The organism is Streptomyces sp. NPDC001315 (assembly GCF_042896175.1).
GTDB lineage: Bacteria > Actinomycetota > Actinomycetes > Streptomycetales > Streptomycetaceae > Streptomyces.
The window spans coordinates 585,616-604,304 of sequence record NZ_JBIAWZ010000003.1 but is presented as its reverse complement, the minus strand read 5'-3'; the positions used below and the strand labels follow the sequence as shown (position 1 = coordinate 604,304).

Annotated in this window: 6 protein-coding genes; 4 read left to right on the top strand and 2 right to left on the bottom strand. The window is 72.8% G+C overall.

All coding sequences use genetic code 11. The features are described from left to right. Positions 1 to 197: 197 nt before the first annotated feature. Complete coding sequence (locus ACFY16_RS13105) at positions 198 to 1,043, top strand: fatty acid desaturase (RefSeq protein ID WP_390647155.1); 846 nt, start codon at positions 198 to 200, stop codon at positions 1,041 to 1,043. On the opposite strand, the gene ACFY16_RS13100 is transcribed toward ACFY16_RS13105, so the two are convergent. Both ACFY16_RS13100 and ACFY16_RS13095 read right to left on the bottom strand, forming a co-directional pair. Next, entirely contained in the window at positions 1,027 to 10,092 is a 9,066-nt protein-coding gene (locus tag ACFY16_RS13100) for an amino acid adenylation domain-containing protein (RefSeq protein WP_390647154.1), read from the bottom strand. The genes ACFY16_RS13105 and ACFY16_RS13100 overlap by 17 nt on opposite strands. Then, on the bottom strand, positions 10,092 to 12,011 hold the full coding sequence (locus ACFY16_RS13095; RefSeq protein ID WP_390647153.1) for a fatty acyl-AMP ligase: 1,920 nt from the start codon (positions 12,009 to 12,011) through the stop codon (positions 10,092 to 10,094). Before ACFY16_RS13095 ends, ACFY16_RS13100 begins: the two co-directional genes overlap by 1 nt. Positions 12,012 to 12,443: 432 nt before the next feature. Between ACFY16_RS13095 and ACFY16_RS13090 the strand changes: the two genes are divergently transcribed. The 3 genes from ACFY16_RS13090 to ACFY16_RS13080 are packed head-to-tail and all read left to right on the top strand — an operon-like array spanning position 12,444 to position 18,595. After that, positions 12,444 to 13,865, top strand: coding sequence for an MFS transporter (locus tag ACFY16_RS13090; RefSeq protein WP_390647152.1), 1,422 nt, complete (start codon positions 12,444 to 12,446; stop codon positions 13,863 to 13,865). Between the two features lie 29 nt (positions 13,866 to 13,894). Then, entirely contained in the window at positions 13,895 to 16,264 is a 2,370-nt protein-coding gene (locus ACFY16_RS13085) for a lantibiotic dehydratase (RefSeq protein ID WP_390647151.1), read from the top strand. A gap of 39 nt (positions 16,265 to 16,303) precedes the next feature. Continuing rightward, positions 16,304 to 18,595 carry a M20/M25/M40 family metallo-hydrolase gene (locus ACFY16_RS13080; protein WP_390647150.1) on the top strand — a complete coding sequence of 764 codons (2,292 nt, stop codon included), beginning with the start codon at positions 16,304 to 16,306 and terminating at the stop codon, positions 18,593 to 18,595. Positions 18,596 to 18,689 lie beyond the last annotated feature (94 nt).

The following is an 18,689-nucleotide window of genomic DNA, read 5'->3' as shown; positions in this document are numbered from 1 at the left end:
CGATTTCGCGGCACGTCCGGACGGGCAGGCCGTCGCTCCATCGCCAACCGGGGGAACCGATGAAGACGAACCACATACGTCCCACCCGGCCGGGGAACGAGAAACCGTACCGGAGAGGGTATCGGCTTCCCCCGGAGCTGCGTGAGGAGATCGCTGCCGCGCATCGCAGCCGGCCTGTGCTCACGGTGAGCTGCGCGGTGGTCGACTCGCTGGTCGCGATCGTCGTGGCCGTGGCCTGTGGGTGGTCGCTGGTCTCGCTGACCGCGTGGGTCGCTCTACCGGTCGCCCTGGTCGGGTGTGTGGTCGTCGCGCGGCAGCTGCGGGCGCTGGAGAACCTGACCCACGAGGCGTCGCACTACAACTGGCTGCGCCATCACCGCAGCTGGAACGATGTCCTCGGGTGGCTGCTCGCCGGGCTGCCGACCAGTGGGCGACTGTCCGACTACCGGGCGAGCCATCTGCGGCACCACGGCCGGTTCGGGACCTCCGAGGACTCCGACCGGCGGCGGTACACCGAGCTCGACCTCGAGGGGATGCGACGGTCGTCGGCGACGGCGTTCGCGGCGTCGGTGCTGGTCAGGATCGTGCGGTACCAGATCGGGTGGCTGCGGGAGATCAGATCGGACCTGACCGTGACCGTCGGCGCGCTGCTGTGGAGCACGGTGCTCGTGGCCGTGCCCGCGGGGCTGGTCGCCGGTCCCGTCACGGCAGCCGTCGCCGAGGGGATCTGGATCGCCTCGGCGTTTGTGGTGCTGCCGGTGCTGAGGCTGATCGCCGAGGCCGACGAGCACATCTACTCCGACTGCGACACCGTCTTCGACGCCACCATCTCCAACGTCGGGCTGGTGCAGCGCCTGCTCATCCACCCGCACGCCGACGGCTATCACACCGTCCACCACCTGTGGCCCGGCATACCCCATCACGCCTTGCGCCGCTCCCACCGGACGCTGATGGCACGGGATCCGGAGTACGCCCGACGGATACGCATCCGCCGGGGCGTACTCGACACCCCCCGGGCCGCCGGGGCTACTCCAGCTCGCTGAGCAGCGCCTCCAGGGCGTCCGCGTCGGCCTTCTCGGCCTGGGCGCGGACGATGAGCTGGGCCAGGCTCTCGACCGTGGGCGACTCGAAGACGTCCCGCAGCGCCAGCTCCAGCTGGAAGGTCTCCCTGATCCGGGAGACCAGCTGGGTCGCGAGCAGGGAGAAGCCGTTCAGCTCGAAGAAGGTGTCGTGAACACCCACTCCCTTGACCTGGAGGAGCTCCTCGAAGATCTCGATCAGCCGGCGTTCCACCGGGGTGCGTGGCGCGACGTACGTGTCCTGCGCGCCGTCCCCGGCGGGGTCGGGCAGGGCGGCCAGGTCGTAGTCGCCGTCAGGGGTGAGCGGGAGCCGGTCGAGCAGCAGCAGTTGCTGCGGCAGCTGGTACTCCGGCAGGTGCAGGGTGAGGTGCTGGCGCAGTTCGGGCAGGCTGACCGTGCCGTCCTGGGCGGCGACGAAGGCGACGAGGATCGCCCGGCCGTCGAGGTCGGGGTACTCGGTCACCAGCGCGTCCCGTACGGCCGGGAGGTCGCGCAGTGCCGCGACCGTCTCCACCACGTCGACGGGTGCGCCTGACGTGCCGGCGAACTCCAGTGTCCCGTCCGGCAGTCGGCGCCCGAGGTCGCCGGTGCGGCGGGCCCCGTGGCGGATCTCACCGACCTCGCCGACCGCCACGGGCTGCCCCGCCGCGTTCAGCAGCTCGGCCCGCGCGCCCTCCACCTCCGTGCCCATGGGCACCCGCAGTACGGCGGTCTCCGGCGACCAGGTGTCCGGTACGTCGCAGACGGCCAGCGGCCGGCCCATCGCGGTCACCCGGTAGAGGCCGACGACCCGGCAGGCGGATGACATTCCGCGTACGAGGGCGACGTCATGGGACGTCAGCCGTCCGTCGTTGTCGAGGAAGACGTACCGCAGCGAGGGCAGCAGCGGATCGTGCGCCGCCAGGTCGCGCAGCTGGGGCGGGGTCAGGTGGAGGACGGTCACGGAGGTGCTCCGCAGCCAGTCGGCCAGGGCCTCGGGGTCACCTGCGGTCGCCTCGTCGGGCACGGCCAGCGTGGCACCGGCGGTCAGCGAGGTACCGAACGCGGACAGCAGCTGACCGGAGCCGCCGGAGAGCACGGCGAACCGGTCCTCCGGGCCCAGGTCGTACCGCCCGGCCGCCCAGTCCTCGGCGGGCGCGGGCAAGGCGGCCGCGTCGCCGGTGGCGTCCCGCAGCAGTGCCCGTACGTCGATCGCCCCCTCGGGGGTGTCGTCGGACGGATCCGGGTCCAGCACCGTGGTGATGAACGGGTGGCCGGCGAGGCCCGGAGAGGCCTCCACGGCGGAGAACGGAACCCCGGCCCGCGCGCAGCCGAGCGCCGTCACGGCGAAGCCGGCCGTGCGCCGCTTGATCACGGCCACATCCCCCTCACCGCGCTCCGCCAGAACCCGGGCGACCCGCTCGGCCGCCCCGTGGAGCTGCGCGTACGTCCACGAGTGGGTGCCGTCGGTCACCGCGATCGCGTCGGGCGCGGGAAGCGCCGGGCGCGGCACCTCGACCGGGGCCGGGACGGCGTCGGCGGCCGCCGAAGGAGCCTGGAGCGGGTAGTCGAGGATGCCCCGCGTCGAGTCGGCCGAAGCGGCGGACAGCAGGGTCCGCAGCTGTTCGAGCAGGGCCCGCATCATCGCGTCGTCGTACCGGTCCCGGTGGAAGACGAGCTCGAAGCGGAAGGCGTCGTCGGACGTGTGAGCGGTCAGCGCGAGGTCGAACTTGCTGGGCAGCGGCGGCGGTTCCACGTTCCGCACGGAGACACCGGCGAGCTGCCAGTCCTGCGAGGTGCTCTCCACCATGTTCAGGATGACCTGGAACAGCGGGGTACGGGTGGGGTCGCGGGGCACCCGCAGCTCGCTCACCAGCACGTCGAACGGCGCGTCCTCGTTGTGCGTGTACCCGTCCAGGGCGACCTTGCGTACCCGGCCGAGCAGTTCGTCGAAGGACGGGGCTCCGGAGAGGTCGACGCGCAGCGGGAGCGTGTTGACGAAGAACCCGATCAGGTCCGTGATCCCGGCGTCGTTCCTGGTGGTGACGGGCGTGCCGATGACGAGGTCCTCCTGGCCGGACCAGCGGCGCAGCACCGTTGCCAGTGAGGCGAGGAGCAGCATGTAGGGGGTGACGCCGTGCGCGCGGCAGAGCTGGTGGAGTGCCGCCGTCTCCTCGGCGGAGAGTTCCGCCCACACCCGGCCGCCGACGGCGCCCTGGGCGGCGGTGCGCCGCCGGGCGACCGGCAGGTCCAGCGCGGGCGGGGCGCCTTCGAGTTGCTGCCGCCAGTAGCCGACCTGTGCTTCGAGGCTCTCCGGGGTGAGCCAGTCGCGCTGCCACACCGCGTAGTCGCGGTACTGGACGGTCAGCGGAGCGAGCCGCGCCACCTCCACGTCGCCGCCCGCCTCGTACAGCATCGACAGTTCCTTGAGGAACAGCCGGATCGACCAGGCGTCCGAGACGATGTGGTGGATCGTGATGCTGAGCAGGTGCTCGTTGTCGGCGAGCTTGACGAGCAGGCAGTGGAAGAGGGGGCCGTTCGCCAGGTCGAAGGTGGTGGTGGCCTGTTCGTCGGCGAGCTTCAGGGCCGCGCTCTCGCGGTCGCCGTCGAAGCCGGTCAGGTCCTCGGTGGTGAGGCGCCAGGTGTCATCGGCGTCGGTGACCGACTGCACGGTGCGGCCGTCCACCACGGGGAAGGTGGTGCGCAGTGTCTCATGACGGGCGATGATCGCCCGGATGCTGCGTTCCAGTGCCGGCACGTCGAGATCGCCGAGCAGTCGCTGCCTTCCGTGCACGTTGTAGGCGACCGACGAGCGGAGCTGGTCCTCCAGCCACAACCGCTGCTGGTCGTAGGAGAGTACGGGTTCGGCGTCCGCCGGGCGCGGCTCGATCACCGGGCGGCTGGGCACCAGCGCGGCGGCGATCCGCTCGACCGTGCCCAGTTCGAAGATCTGCCGGACGGAGACCTCGACGCCGAGCACCTCGCGGAGCCTGCCGACCACCTTCGCGGCCTGGAGCGACTGTCCGCCCAGATCGAAGAAGTTGTCCTGCCGGCCGACCGCTCCGACCTCGAGCACCTCGCTGATCACGTCGGCGATGGACTGCTCGGTGGGGGTACGGGGCGGGGCCGAGGCGGCGGTCGCGTACCAGTCGGGTTCCGGCAGCTCGGTGCGGCTGATCTTCGCGGTCCTGGTGTACGGCAGTGCCGCCATCGGGACGAGCACCCTGGGCACCATGTAGTGCGGCAGAATCGCGTACAACTGGGCACGCAGTTCGGCGGGTTCGGCATGCCCCGTGAAGTAGCCGGCGAGCTGGAGCTCCCCGGCGGGGTCGGTGACGGGGACGACCGCGGCGTCCGTGACGCCCGGCAGGCCACGCAGCCGGGCCTCGACCTCGCCGGTCTCGACCCGGTGTCCCCACAGCTTGACCTGTCCGTCGCGGCGGCCGACGAGCTCCAGGGAGCCGTCGGGGAGCAGCCAGGCCAGGTCGCCGGTGTGGTAGCTGCGGCCCTCGGGGCCGTCGCGGAAGGCGGCCGCGGTCTGCGCCGGGTCCAGGTAGCCCAAAGCCAGGGAGGGGCCGGAGCAGATGATCTCGCCGAAGAGTTCGGCGGGCTGTCCGGCCGCGTCGATGAGATGGACGTCCACGCCCGGCACCGGACGGCCGACCGACACCGAGGCGCGGCGCAGCACCTCGCCGGGCTCGATGACGTGCATCAGCGCGACGCTGCACTCGGTGAGCCCGTACACGTTGACGATCCGGCAGGCGGGGAGCTGCCGCTGGACGAAGGTGACGTCGTCGCGGGTGAGCTTCTCGCCTCCGTAGGCGGCGGTGCGCAGGGTGTCGGGCCATGGGGCGGCGCCGGTGGCGGTGGCGAGTTCCCGGAAGGCCGTCGGAGTGGAGTGGTAGATGGTCACGGCGGAGCGGGACAGGGTCTCGCGGACCGCTTCGGCGCCGTCCCGGCGAAGGTCCATGGGGCAGGCGGTCGCGCCGTGGACGAGCGCGGAGTAGAGGTCCTGGCCCGCGCCGTCCGCGGTGTACGCGCAGACCATGCTGAGCCGGTCGTTCTCCTGGACGCCGAGGACCGAGGCGTAGCCGTACACGTGCCGGGCCACGTTGTGGTGGGTCTGCACGACGGCCTTGGGTTCCCCGGTGGAGCCGGAGGTGAACAGCACGTACGCGACGGCGTCCGGGTCGAGCGCGGGCCATGCGGCCAGCGGCCGCGCGGTGGTGTCGTCGACGTCGAGTACGGGTCGGCCGTCGGCGATCTGCTCGGCCAGTGACCGGTTGGCGCGGTCGGTGACGATGGCGTCGGCGTCGGTGAGTTCGATCAGCTGCGTCAGGCGGCCCGCGGGTGCGCTGGTGTCGAGCGGCATGTAGGCGTGGCCGCCGGCCATGATGCCGAGCAGGGCGACCGGTACCTCGACGCCCTGCCCGCACAGCACTCCGACCCGGCCGTGTGCCACCGCCACCCGCTCGCGCAGGGCGGCGCCGAGCACGCGGGCGCGGTGGTCGAGTTCCCGGTAGCTGAGGGTGTGTTCCGGGGTCCACAGGGCGGCCCGGTCCGGGTGGAGTGCCACCCGCTGCAGGAAGCCTTCGGCCACGGTGCTGCCGGCCGGTGCCACCGAGGGCGTCAGCGGTATGCCGCCGCCGGTGGTCAGGCGCAGTTCGCCCACCGGGCGCCGCGGGTCGGCCGCGACCTGGGTCAGCAGGGTGACGTAGTGGCCGAGCATCGCCTCTGCGGTGTCCGGGTCGAACAGGTCCTGGCTGTAGCTCAGGGTCAGGTCGACGGTGCCGTCGCGCAGGTCCTCGACATACAGCTCCAGGTCGTACTTGGCGGGGAGCCGCTCGGCCGGCACCTGGTCGGCGCCCAGCCCGGGGGCCTCGAAGCCGGCGCCGGGCTGGTTGAGGTAGTTGAACATCACGTCGAACAGCGGGGTACGGCTGGGCCCGCGGGCGGGCAGGTCCAGTTCGGCCAGGATCGACTCGAACGGGGCGTCCTGGTGGTCCAGCGCGTCCAGGACGGTCTGCCGTACCCGCCCGAGCAGCCCGGTGAACGGGTCGTCGTCGCGGACCTCGGCGCGCAGCACCACGGTGTGCAGGAAGAACCCGATCAGCCGCTCCAGCTCACTGCGGTTGCGGCCCGCTACGGGTGAGCCGACCGCGATGTCCTCCTGGTCGCTGTGCCGGTGCAACAGCACCAGGAACACCGCGAGCAGCACCATGTACGGGCTGGCCGAGTGCTGTGCGCCGTGCGCGTGCAGCTGCCGTGCGACGGCGGCGGGCAGCCGGCGGCGGACCAGTGCCCCCGCGTAGCTCGGGCGGGCCGGGCGCACCCGGTCGGTCCTGAGTTCCAGCGGGGCGACCCCGGCCAGCTGCCCCTGCCAGTAGGCGATCTGAGGGGCCAGCGCGCCGCTGTCGAGCGCCTCCTGCTGCCAGGCGGCGTAGTCGGCGTACTGGACGGGCAGGTCGGGCAGTTCGGGGGTGCGGTTCTCGCACAGCGCGGCGTACGTCCGGCCGAGCTCCTCGCCCAGCGTCGCCAGCGACCAGCCGTCGGCGACGATGTGGTGGACGGTGAGCAGCAGCACGTGCTCCTCCTCGCCCAGTTCGGCGAGGTGGACCCGCAGCAGCGGACCCGCGGTCATGTCGAGGCCGTCGGCGGCCTCTTCGGCGAGGGCGGTCAGCTCCGGCTCGGTGGTCGGGCCGACCCGTTCGAGCCCGGTGCGCGGCTCGGCATGGATGACCTGCTCCAGGTGCCCGTCCGTCTCCCGGAAGGTGGTGCGCAGCGACTCGTGCCGCAGGACGACGGTGCGCAGCGCCTCGTCGAGCAGTTCGGGCCGGAGGGGGCCGGTGAGCCGCAGGGCGCCCTGCATCAGCCACGCCCGGTGGGCGGCCGGGTCGATCCGGCAGAGGAACCACAGCTGTCGCTGGGCGGTGGTGGCGGCGGCGAGGGAGGTGCCGTCGGGTCCGGACCGGCGCGGGGCGACGGTCAGGGCGGTCCCCGTGCCGGGCACGGGCAGTGCCGCCGCCAGCTCGGCCAGCACGGACCGCTCGAAGACGAGCCGTACGGGGGCGTCCACACCGGCCCGCTCGCGCAGCCGGTTGAGGACCTGTCCGGCGAGCAGCGAGTGCCCGCCCAGGTCGAAGAAGTCGTCGTCGCGCCCCACGGTCTCGACGCCCAGGAGCTCCCGCCAGATGCCGGCGACCAGCTCCTCGGCGGGCCCCCGCGGCGGTTCGCCGCCCCGGCCGCCCGTGTGTGCCGGGGCGGGCAGGGCACGGCGGTCCACCTTGCCGTTGGGTGTGCGCGGGATCGCGTCGAGCACGACGAAGGCACTCGGCAGCATCGCGTCGGTCAGCGTCTGCCGCAGGTGGGTGCGCAGGTCGCCGTGGTCGACGCGGTCCGGGTCACCGGCGGTCAGGTAACCGACGAGCCGGTCCCCGTGCATGGTGACGACCGCGTCGTTCACGCCGGGGTGGCCGCGCAGCGCCGCCTCGATCTCGCCCAGCTCGATGCGCTGTCCGCGCACCTTGACCTGGAAGTCGCTGCGGCCGAGGTAGGCCAGCGCGCCGTCGGGGCGGTAGCGGACCAGGTCGCCGGTCCGGTACATGCGCCTGCCGGGGGCGTACGGGTCGGCGACGAAGCGGGAAGCGGTCAGTGCGGGACGGTTGAAGTAGCCACGGGCGAGCCCCGCGCCGCTGAGGTACAGCTCGCCGACGGCACCCACCGGCACCGGCCGCAGCTCCGCGTCCAGGACGTACGCGTGCTCGTGCGGCACCGGCAGTCCGATCGGCGGGTGCTGCTCGCCCCGGGGCACCAGCGCGTAGGTGGAGTAGGTGGTGTCCTCGCTGGGGCCGTAGAGGTTGTAGACGGCCTCGATGTGCCCGGTGGCGTACAGCTCGTCGACCAGTGCGCCGGGCAGCGCCTCGCCGCCGAGGCTGATCACCTTGGGGGCGCCGCGCAGGCCGCCGCCCGCGATCAGCTCGCGGGCCGCGGAGGGCACCGTGCAGATCAGGGTCACCTCGGGGGCGTCCGGGGACAGCAGCGCGAGCGGGTCGTCCACCACGACGACCGTGCCACCCGCGCAGAGGGGACCGAAGAACTCGAAGACCGACACGTCGAAGCAGATCGACGTGGACGCGAGCACCCGGGACAGCTGGTGGGGCGTGTACTCGCCGATCCCCCACCGCACCATCTCGACCGTGCTCGCGTGGGTGAGCATGACGGCCTTGGGGCTGCCCGTGGAGCCGGAGGTGTAGAGGACGTACGCGAGGCTGTCCGGCCGTACCCGGTCGTCGTCGAGGGGCGACACGGGCTGCTCGTCGAGCGCGCCGTGGTCGAGCTCGGTGAGGATGACGCGGGCCCCGCTGTCGCGGCGCATGAACTCGATGCGCTCGGCCGGGTACGCCGGGTCGAGCGGCAGATAGGCGGCACCGGTCTTCACGATGCCGAGCATCGCCACGGCCAGGTCGGCGGTGCGCTTCAGCTGGATGCCGACGACGTCCCCCACGCCCGTGCCCCCGGCGCGCAGATGGTGGGCCAACTGGTTGGAACGCTCGTCGAGCTGCCGGTAGGTCAGCTGCTGCCAGGCGTCGGTGACGGCGACCGCGTCCGGCACCCGCGCGACCTGCTCGGCGAACAGGTCGGTCAGGCGTGCCGGCCGGGTGTCGGGCGCGGGTCCGGCACCCCACCGCTGAAGGAACTCCCGGTCCTCGGCGGTGTGCACGTCGAGGAGGGCGGCCACCTGGTCGGGAGCGGCGAGCGCCCCGTCGAGCAGGACCCGCAGCCGCTCGGCCGTGCGGGCGGCGGTGGTCGCGTCGAAGATCTCGGCGTTGTAGTCCCAGGTGCCCCACAGCCGTCCGCCGTCCCGCCACAGGTGCAGCTCCGCGTCGTGCTGGGTGGCCGGGCGCGGCAGGTGTACCGGCTCCAGCGGGGCCCCCGCGAGCCGGGGTCCGCCGGTCTCGCCGTGGAAGACGAAGTGGGTACGGAACAGCGGCGAGCGGTCCATGCTGCGGCCCGGTGCGAGCGCGGCGACGACGTCCTCGAAGGGGGCGTCGCGGTGCGCGAGGGCGGCCAGACCGGTGGCCTTGGCGCGGCGGACCAGCTCACGGAAGGTGGGGCGGCCCGACAGGTCGGCGCGCAGCACGAGCGGATTCGTCAGCAGCCCGACGACCCCGTGCGTCCCGGGACGGGCCCGGCCCGCCTCCGGCACGCCCACGGCGAAGTCCGGCTGACCGGTGTGGAAGCCGAGGAGCAGCTGGTAGGCGGTGAGGAGGACCGTGAAGAGGGTGGTGTTCTCCTCCTTCGCCAGCCGCTCGGCGGCGGCGACCAGTTCGTCGGGCAGCGCGACCGGGACCGATCCGGCCCGGAATCCGGAGTCCGCCGTGCGCGCGCGGTCGGTGGGCAGATCCAGGGCGGGCAGGCCGGCGAGCTGGTTCTTCCAGTACGCGAGGGCTTCGTCGCTGACGGCGGGAGCGGGGATGTCGGACCCGGTGGCGGACAGCTCGCCGCTCTCGTACGCGAGGTCCAGTTCGCCCAGCAGGACCCGCAGCGAACCGCCGTCGCACACCAGGTGGTGGGTGACGAAGAGCAGCAGGTGTTCCTCGTCGGCGAGCCGGTACCCGTGGGCCCGGACCAGCGGTGCCCGGCCCAGGTCGAACGGGGCCGCCGCGGCGGCCGCCGCGAGCCTGCGTGCGGCTTCGGGCCGCTCGTCGGCGGGCAGGTCGCGCAGGTCGGTCCAGTGGGTGACGGGCGACGGGTCGGCGTGCACCTCACGGGTGGGCCCGTCCGGGCCCGCGTGGAAGGTGCTGCGCAGCGCCGGGTGGCGGCGGATCAGGGTGGCGACCGCCGTGCCGAAGCGATCGTGGTCGAGCGGCCCGGTGTGGCGGGCCGCGAAGCTCAGGTTGAAGACCGGGGTGTCCGGGTGGAGTTCCTCGAACACCCAGATGCCGTGCTGTGCGGGGGTGAGGGACACCGGCCCGCTCGCGCGCCGGGCGTTGCGCCAGCGCTCTACCAGGTTCCGTCCCGTGGTCAGGTCCATCACGCCGCCTCGCCCTTGATCACCGATACGACGCGGTCCAGCACCGCGTCCGCCGCTCGCCCTTCGGACAGCCAGCTCGTCACCAGACCGTCCGCCACGTCCTGCGGTGTCGCCGCCGTGAGTACCGTCTCCAGCGGCACGGGCAGGACGAGGGCGTCCTCCAGGACCGCCGCCGCCTCGGCGGCCAGCACCGAGTCGAGGCCCAGGTCCATCAGGCTGTCGGTCGGCAGGCACTCCGGGATGTCCCGGAGCCCGGCGACGATCCCGCAGATCACAGTGGCCAGTTCCGCCGCCGCGACGGACGAGGGACGCCCGCCGGTCAGCTCGCCGAACCGGGCCCGGTCGTCGACGATCGCGTCGTCGTACGCTCCGGCCAGGAAGGCGTCCCGGCACGCGGACCGCTGCACCTTGCCGCTGGACGTGCGGGGCACCGCACGCGGCGGAACGAGCACCACGAGACCCAGCGGCAGCCGGGTCTCGGCCAGCACGGCGGCACGCACCTGGGACGCGAGCTCGGCGTCCGGGGTGCCGCGCACCTCCAGGACCAGTACGGGGTACGGCTCGGGGCCGTCGTCGACCAGGAACGCGGCGGCCGTGCCGCCCCTCCTGCCGAGCAGTTCGAGCGCGGGGGTCTCGATGTCCGACGCGTGGTGGTTGACGCCGCGGAACACGATGACGTCCTTGGCCCGTCCGGTCACCGTCAGCTCGCCGTCCCGCAGCCGGCCGAGATCCCCGGTCCGCAGGTACGTCTCTGCGTCCAGTTCACCGAAGAGGCCGCTGTCGTCGGCGGACCAGTAGCCGGGGGTGACGTGCCGTCCGGCGATCCAGATCTCGCCCTCCTGCCCGTCCTCGCACGCCGTGCCCGCCTCCGGGTCGACGACCACGACACGCTGTCCCGCCACGGGTGTTCCGCAGCTGACCGAGTCGTCCGCCGACGGCCCCGACCAGTGGCCCGCGCTGACGATCAGCGTCGCCTCGGCGAGGCCGTAGCACGGCAGGAACGCCTTGGGGTCGAAGCCGACCGGCGCGAAACGCTCCGCGAACGCGGCCATGGTCCGCTGCTTGACGCTCTCCCCGCCGCTGAACGCGACCCGCCAGCCGGACAGGTCGAGCCCTTCCAGGGCCGCGTCGTTGTGCGCTCGGCGGACACACAGGTCGTACGCGAAGTTCGGACCGCCGCTGACCGAGACGCCGTGCTCGGTTATCTGACGCAACCACGCCAGCGGCGACTTCAGGAAGTCCCCCGGAGGCATGACCCGCACCGGGATACCCGCCGTCAGCGGGGTGAGCAGACCGCCGATGAGGCCCATGTCGTGGTACGGGGGGAGCCAGGTCAGCCCGCGCGACTCCGGGTTCAGCCCGAACGCCTCGGCGATGGCCGCCGTGTTCGCCGCGACGCTCTCGTGCCGTACGAGCACACCGCGCGGCCGGCCGGTGCTGCCCGAGGTGTACTGAATGATCGCCACGTCCTGGTCGGCGGCGCCCGGCGGACGGAACCACGGCGTGTCGTCCGCCTCCGGGCCGGGCACGGTCAGCACCGTCGCGACCGGGATGTCGGGGTACCGCTCGGGGGCCACCACGACCGAGGGGCGCGCGTCCTCGATGATCCCCGCCAGACGCTTGCGGTCCGGGATCGAGGACTGGCCCGGCGGATACGCGGGCACCACCGGGCGGCCGGCGAGGAAGCCGGCGAAGACAGCGACGACGTACTCCAGACCGGCCGGGTACAGCAGCAGTACGGGGCCGTCGCCGCAGCGGGCCAGCTGCTTCGCCAGGGCCGAGGCGCGACCCGCGAGAGCGGCATGACTCAGGGGGGTGACGTGCCCGTCCCGGCCGACGAGTTCGTAGCCCACGGCGTCCGGCTCCCGGGCCGCTCGGGCCCGGAGTGTCTCGACCAGATGGTCCGCGCGGTCGATCATCAGGGCGTCCTCCCGAGCATGCGGTTCCAGCGGCCCGGCCGAAGGGTTCGGGCAGGCCGTGCACAGACCCCGCGCGCTGCGGTCACGCGACTTGCGGCGCCGCCTCGTCCGGGGACCTGAGGTCAAAGAATCAATTCGTCGCACACGCCTGCGTCGGACCGCCGCGGAGGCCCGTGCGGATTCCTGGGTTTCATGGCCGAAGAGGCGTCATATGGGCGGCAGACCACACCATGCCGAGGAAGGTACCCACCGGTCACAGCGGAGGGGCGTCCCATAAAGGGGGGATGCGCCCGGCGGGGCGTGATCCGTGAACATGGGGACGCGCACGGTTCGTTGGGCGCCGTACGCCTCCGACATTCCAGGGGCATTGCGTCCGGAGCGACGTGATTCCATTCCCGGCTCGACAATCATCGTGGATGGGGCAAGTCGCTGATGCGGAAGTTCATAGGGGTCTGGGCGAGCAGCCTGGTGACGATGACCGGGAGCGCGCTCACCGGTTTCGCGCTGGGCGTCTGGGTCTATCTGGAAACCGGCTCGACCACCATGCTCGCCCTGAGCTTCGTGCTCGCGTTCCTCCCCGGCATCCTGGTCTCACCGCTGGCCGGTGCGCTCGTGGACCGCTGGAGCCGGCGAACCATCCTGCTGACGAGCGACGCGGTGGGCATCTGCACCAGCCTGACGCTCGCCCTGCTGTTCTCTTCCGGTCACCTCGAACCGTGGCACATCTACGTCACCACCACGATCCGGTCGGTGCTGCGGGCCCTGCAGGTCCCCGCGCTCAACTCGATCGTCATCCTGCTCGCGCCCAAGGAGCAGGTCGGCCGGGCGAACGGGCTGATGGGCGTCGCGACGGCGGTGAGCCAGACCGTGGCGCCCGTGCTGGGCGGCGCGCTGATGCTCGGCATCGGGCTCGACGGCGTACTGCTGCTGGACTCCGGGTCCTTCCTCGTCAACGTGGTCGTGCTGTTCCTGACCCGGATCCCCGCCCCGCCGTCGTCGGAGGCGGGCACCACGGGCGGGGGAACGCTGCGGGGGGAGATCGGCCAGGGCTGGCGGGTGCTCTCCGCCAAGCGCGGCCTGGTGGCGCTCGCCCTGTTCTACGCGGCGCTCGACCTCAGTGTGGGCTTCGTCGACGTCCTCATCACCCCCCTGGTGATCAGCTTCGCCTCCGTCTCCGCGTTGGGCGTGGTTCTGACGATCGGCGGCATCGGCCTGGTCCTCGGCAGTGTGACCATGGCGTCCTGGGGCGGCCCCCGGCGCCGCATCCACGGTCTCGCCGGTTTCGCCGTCCCGCTCGGACTCTTCCTCTGCCTGGGGTCGCTGCGCCCGAGCGTGACCCTGGTCGCCATCTCCGCGTTCGGCTTCATGTTCTGCTCGATGATCATCGACGGTACGTCGCGGAGCATCCTCCAGCTGGAGGTGGAACCCGACATGCAGGGCCGGGCGTTCGCGATGTTCAACATGGTCACCAACACGATCCTCTGCACGAGCTACTTCCTCGCGGGCCCCGTCGCGGACCACGTCTTCGAACCGCTGCTCGCCGAGAAGGGCGCGCTCGCCGGGAGCGTGGGCGGGGTCCTGGGGGTCGGCCCGGGACGCGGCATGGCGCTGCTCCTGCTGCTGCTCGGGGTGCTGGTCCTGGTCACGGCGATCGCCGGCTACCTCCAGCCGAGTCTGCGCGGCCTGGCGGACAAGGTGTCCAGGCCCGCGCCGGAGCCCGCGACCGCCAAGGGCTCGGCGGAATCCGAGGAATCGGAGAAATCCGACGGCGACCCGCGGTCCCTGGACGACACCGACACCGACGCCGACAGCGACGTGGAACCCGAACCCCGGGCACCGATGACCCAGAGGTGACCGACAGCAACGGAAAAAGGACAACGGGGATGCTCAGGGAAGACCACACCGGCCCGTACGGAACCGGAAACACTCACCGTACGCCTCTGGGCACGACCGGTTGGGAGCTGTGGCGCGACGCCGCGCTGCGCAGCGCCGGTTTCCCCGCCGCGCGGTTCCGCGAGATCTGCGACGACGAACTCGCCGAGGCCGCCGACCTCCTGGACGAGAAGGTGCCCTCCTCCCGGGAGCACTACGCGAAGGTGTTCGCCGCCGCCGCCGACCGGCTGAGCGGGACCGTCCGCCGCACCGCGGCCGACCCCCGCTTCCGCGAGGCGGTGACCTGGCAGAACCCCGACCTCGTCCACAACTGCCTGGACAAGGCGGCCGCCGGGGAGCCCCGTAACGTCCGTGGCCGCTACCACGAGCTCACCATCGTCAACTACCTCCAGCGGTACTGCCTGAAGAACGACACCGTGGGCTTCTTCGGGCCGGTCGGCTGGGCCCGGATCGACGCCGAGGACACCGGTCTGTCGATGACGGCCGGGACCGAGCTGCTGCGCCGCCGCACCACCTACTTCGAGGGCTGGGCCGTCGAGGCCGTCGCCGGGGTGGTCTCCGCTCGCCGCGAGGTGTGGCCGTGGCTGAAGCCGCGCGTCGTCCCCTCGGCGTCGCTCACCGGGTTCACGGTCCGGCTGCCGTTCCGCAAGCCGGTGGTCCTGACGGCCCACGAGGTACGGGTACTGGGGCAGTGCGACGGCCGGCACACCGTGGGGGACATCGCGGGCCATCCACCGGACCTGGAGACCACGGCCGCGCTGCTGCGGCTGCGCGAACTCGAAGTGGTGCGCATCGATCTCGCGGGGCCGCTGGTCGCCCGGCCGGAGCGGGAACTCGCCGAACGCATCGAGGCCATCGGCGATCCCGGGACCCGCGAACGGGCGCTGGAGCCGCTGCGCCAACTGATCGCCGCCCGCGACGAGGTGGCGGCCTCGGCCGGCGACCCGGACCGGCTGCTGGCGGCGACGAGGAACCTGGCGGCGGAGTTCGAACGCATCACGCGGTCCTCCGCCACCCGGCGCGCGGGCGGGACCTACGCGGGACGCACCCTGGTCTACGAGGACACAGTCCGCGACCTCGACGTCCAGGTCGGCCGCAGGCTGACCGACTCGCTCGCCGCCCCGCTGGGGCTGCTGCTCGACAGCGCGCTCTGGCTGGCCAACACCATCGCCGAGCGCTACCGGGCGCGGGCCCGCCAGTTGCTCGACCGGGAGCTGGAGCGGACCGGTGGCCGTGCGATGCCGCTCCTGCGGATGCTGACGGCCATCATGCCGGAGGTCGCCCGGCTCTCCACGGACAACCCCGAGTCCGGTGTCGTCGACGAGGTGGTGACCGAGTTCCGGGAGCGCTGGCGCCGGGTGCTCGACCTGCCACTGGACGCCTTCGCCGGCACCCGTCACCACCATGTCACCGCCGGCTCCATCGCCGCCGGGGTGGCCCGGGAGTTCGCCACCGGGTCGCCGCTGTGGAGCGGGGCCAGGTGGTACTCCCCCGACATCATGCTCGCGGCGGACGGTCCCGAAGCCGTGGCGCGGGGCGACGTGGACTTCGTGCTGGGCGAGATGCACTGCACCATCAACACGCTGGAGAGCCAGCTGTTCGTGTCGCAGCACATGGACCCGGACCGGTTGCGGGACGCCGCGAGGACCAACCGCCCCGACCGCCGCATCGCCGTCATCCCGCGCATGGACGGCGCCCTGACCACTTCCCGTATGGCCCGGGCGGCCGAAATGATGCTGCCGCAGTACACGTACCTGTCCATCGGGGCCGACTCGATACGGCCGCCGCTGGGCGCGACCGTGCTGTCGGTCATGGACCTGATGGTGGAGCGACAGGGCGAGGACGGGCTCGTGGTGCGCCATCGGGCCGACGGGCGGGAGTACGACTTCCTGGACGCGATCGGCGAACCGCTGTCGCTGCTGGCCGCCAACGCGTTCAGCCCGTTCGGCGGCGCCCCGCACCGGCCCCGGGTCACCATCGACCGGCTGGTCGTCGGCCGCGAGGCCTGGACCTTCCCGGCCGGCGGCACCGCCTGGGCGTTCGTCAAGGACGAACAGCGCCGGTACGCGGCGGCGCGCCGCTGGCGAGCGGAACACGGTCTGCCCGAGCGGGGCTTCTACCGGGTGCCGGTCGAACGCAAGCCGATGGCCGTGGACTTCCGCTCGCTGCCCCTGGTGAACCTGCTGGCCAAGTCGGTCCGCAGGACCGCCGAGACGGGGGCTGGAGATTTCACGCTCTCCGAGATGCTGCCGGACATCGAGCGGCTCTGGCTGCGCGACCACGCCGGTGAGCGGTACACCGCCGAGCTGCGGATCATCGCCGTCGACGCGGCGGCCCGGCGCACCCCGGCAGCACCTTGACCCATCCCACTCCCGCGACGAGGTACCCCCATGCAGGCCATGACCACGATACGCAGACGGATACCGGCCCTGTCCGCACTTCTGCTGCTGATCCTGACCGGCATCGCGGCCACGCTGCCGTTGCGGACCCCCGGGCCACGCTCCGCGTCCGCGCCGGCGACCGAGTTCTCGGCCGCCCGGGCGGTCGCCCTGCTCGACGGGATCGCGAAGGCACCGCACCCGACGGGGTCCGCCGCGCAGACGGAGGTACGGGAATATCTCGTCGGTGAGCTGAAGAAACTGGGGGCGGAGCCCGAGGTCATGACCCGGGTCGCCGCCCGTGACCCCGAGGACGGCCCCGGCATCGCCGGGACGGTCTCCGACATCCACGCCAGGATCCCCGGGCGGAACTCCACCGGACGCGTCCTGCTGGTGGCCCACTACGACTCCGTGCCGATCGGCCCGGGCGCCTCCGACGACGGCGCCAACGTCGCCGCGATCCTCGAAGTGGCCCGCGCCCTGAAGGCCGGGCCGCAGCCGCGCAACGACATCGACCTGCTCTTCACGGACGGCGAGGAGCCCGGACTGCTCGGCGCGCAGGCCTTCGTGGACGCGGACAGGACGGCGGACCCCCGGCAGACGGTCGTGGTGAACCTGGAGGCCCGGGGTGTGTCCGGTCCCGCCGTGATGTTCCAGACGGCGGGCACCGGTCTCACCCCTGCCGTGCGTGCCTCCGGCGCGGTGACGACGTCGTTCGCCGACGCGATCTACGCGCTGCTGCCGAACGACACCGACCTGACGGTCTTCGACAAGGCCGGTATGCGGGGCCTCAACTTCGCCTTCATGGGCGGCTCCGCGCACTACCACTCCGCGCACGACGACCTCGCCCATGTCAGCCGCGGGAGCGTGCAGGACATGGGTGACGCCGCGCTCGCCGCCGCCCGTCGGCTCGCCGGGGCGGACCTGGGGGCAGGCGGCTCCGATGCCACCTACTTCTCGCTCTTCGGCACCGTCGTGTCGTACCCGGCCCAGCTCGACCTGCCGCTCGCCTGCCTCGCCCTGCTGGGGGTTTCGCTGCTGCTGTGGCTGGGGCGGCGCCGTGGGCTGTCCCTGGGCGGCGCCGGCCGGGCCGCCGCCACCTTCCCGCTCACCCTGCTCGGCGGGGCCGTCATCGGCCTTGCCGGGTGGTGGGCCCTGACCCTGTTCCGGCCGGACTTCGCCCTGGCCGCGGGCAGCGTCTACCACCTCGGTCGGTACGCGCTGGGCGAGGCGCTGCTGCTCCTGGTCCTGCTCGTGGCCTGGTACCGGTGGGCCCGCCGCACGGTGTCGCCCCTGGACATCGCCGTCGGGGTGCTCGGCTGGTTCGCCCTGCTCGCGCTCGTCTGCGCGGTGCTCCTGCCCGGCGGCGCCTACCTCTTCACCTGGCCCGCGCTGATCGGTCTGGCCGCGGTCGCCGTGACCGTGCGCTGGACGCCCACCGGCTCTCCGTGGCGGGCGGTGGCCGGCGCGGGGGCCGCCGTACCGGCTGTGGCGCTGCTCCTGCCGATCGTGCTCCTGCTGCTGCCCACCCTGGGGCTGTCGCTGACCGTGGCCCCGCTGGTCCTCGCGGCGCTGCTCGGGGCCGTAGTGCTGAGCGTCCTGGAGCCGCTGCCGCCCCGCCGGGCGGTGACCGCCGGGATGCTCGCCGTCTCGGTCGCGGGCGTGGCGACGCTCGGTGTCGGTGCGGCCGTCGACGGCTACACCGCCGACGAGCCCCGGCCGGTCAGCCTCGGCTACACCCTGGAGGCCGACACCGGCAAGGCCTCCTGGGTCAGCCTGGGCGGCACCGACCAGCCCGCCGTCGGCAGCCTGCTGACCGGGGAGCCGACCCGCTACGACGACCGGATCCCCCCGCTGGGCGGCGTCGCCCTCCACAACGGCAAGGCGAAGGCCGCCGCCCTCGACGCCCCGCGCGCCGAGGACATCTCCGCCACCGAGGACAACGGCGTACGGACGGTCCGGGTCCGTATCCAGGCCCCCGCGGACGCCCACAGCCTCGCCGTCTACGCCGACACCGGCTCGCACCAGATCCTCGACGCCACCGTCGGGGGCGCCAGGCTCACCGGCGGCCGGAACGTGCCGCACGCCGAGGGCGACTGGCGCTGGAGCTTCAGTTACGCCGCCCCGCCCGCCGACGGCATCGAGCTGGTGATCCGCGCCCGGGGCAAGGGCCCCCTGCCGATCCGCGTGGTGTCCACCGCCACCGGTCTGCCCTCCGGCGTCGGCGCGCCCACCCTGGCGGCGGAGCAGAGCTGGGCGGGCTGGCCGTCGGTGGCCGGGCAGACCTTCGTCGTACGGACCTTCCGGCTCTGAGGGTCTTCCCGCCGAGGGCCTGACGCGGACGAGCCGAGGGCCTGACGCGGACAACAAGAAGGCCGGCCACGGAGTTCCGTGGCCGGCCTTCTTG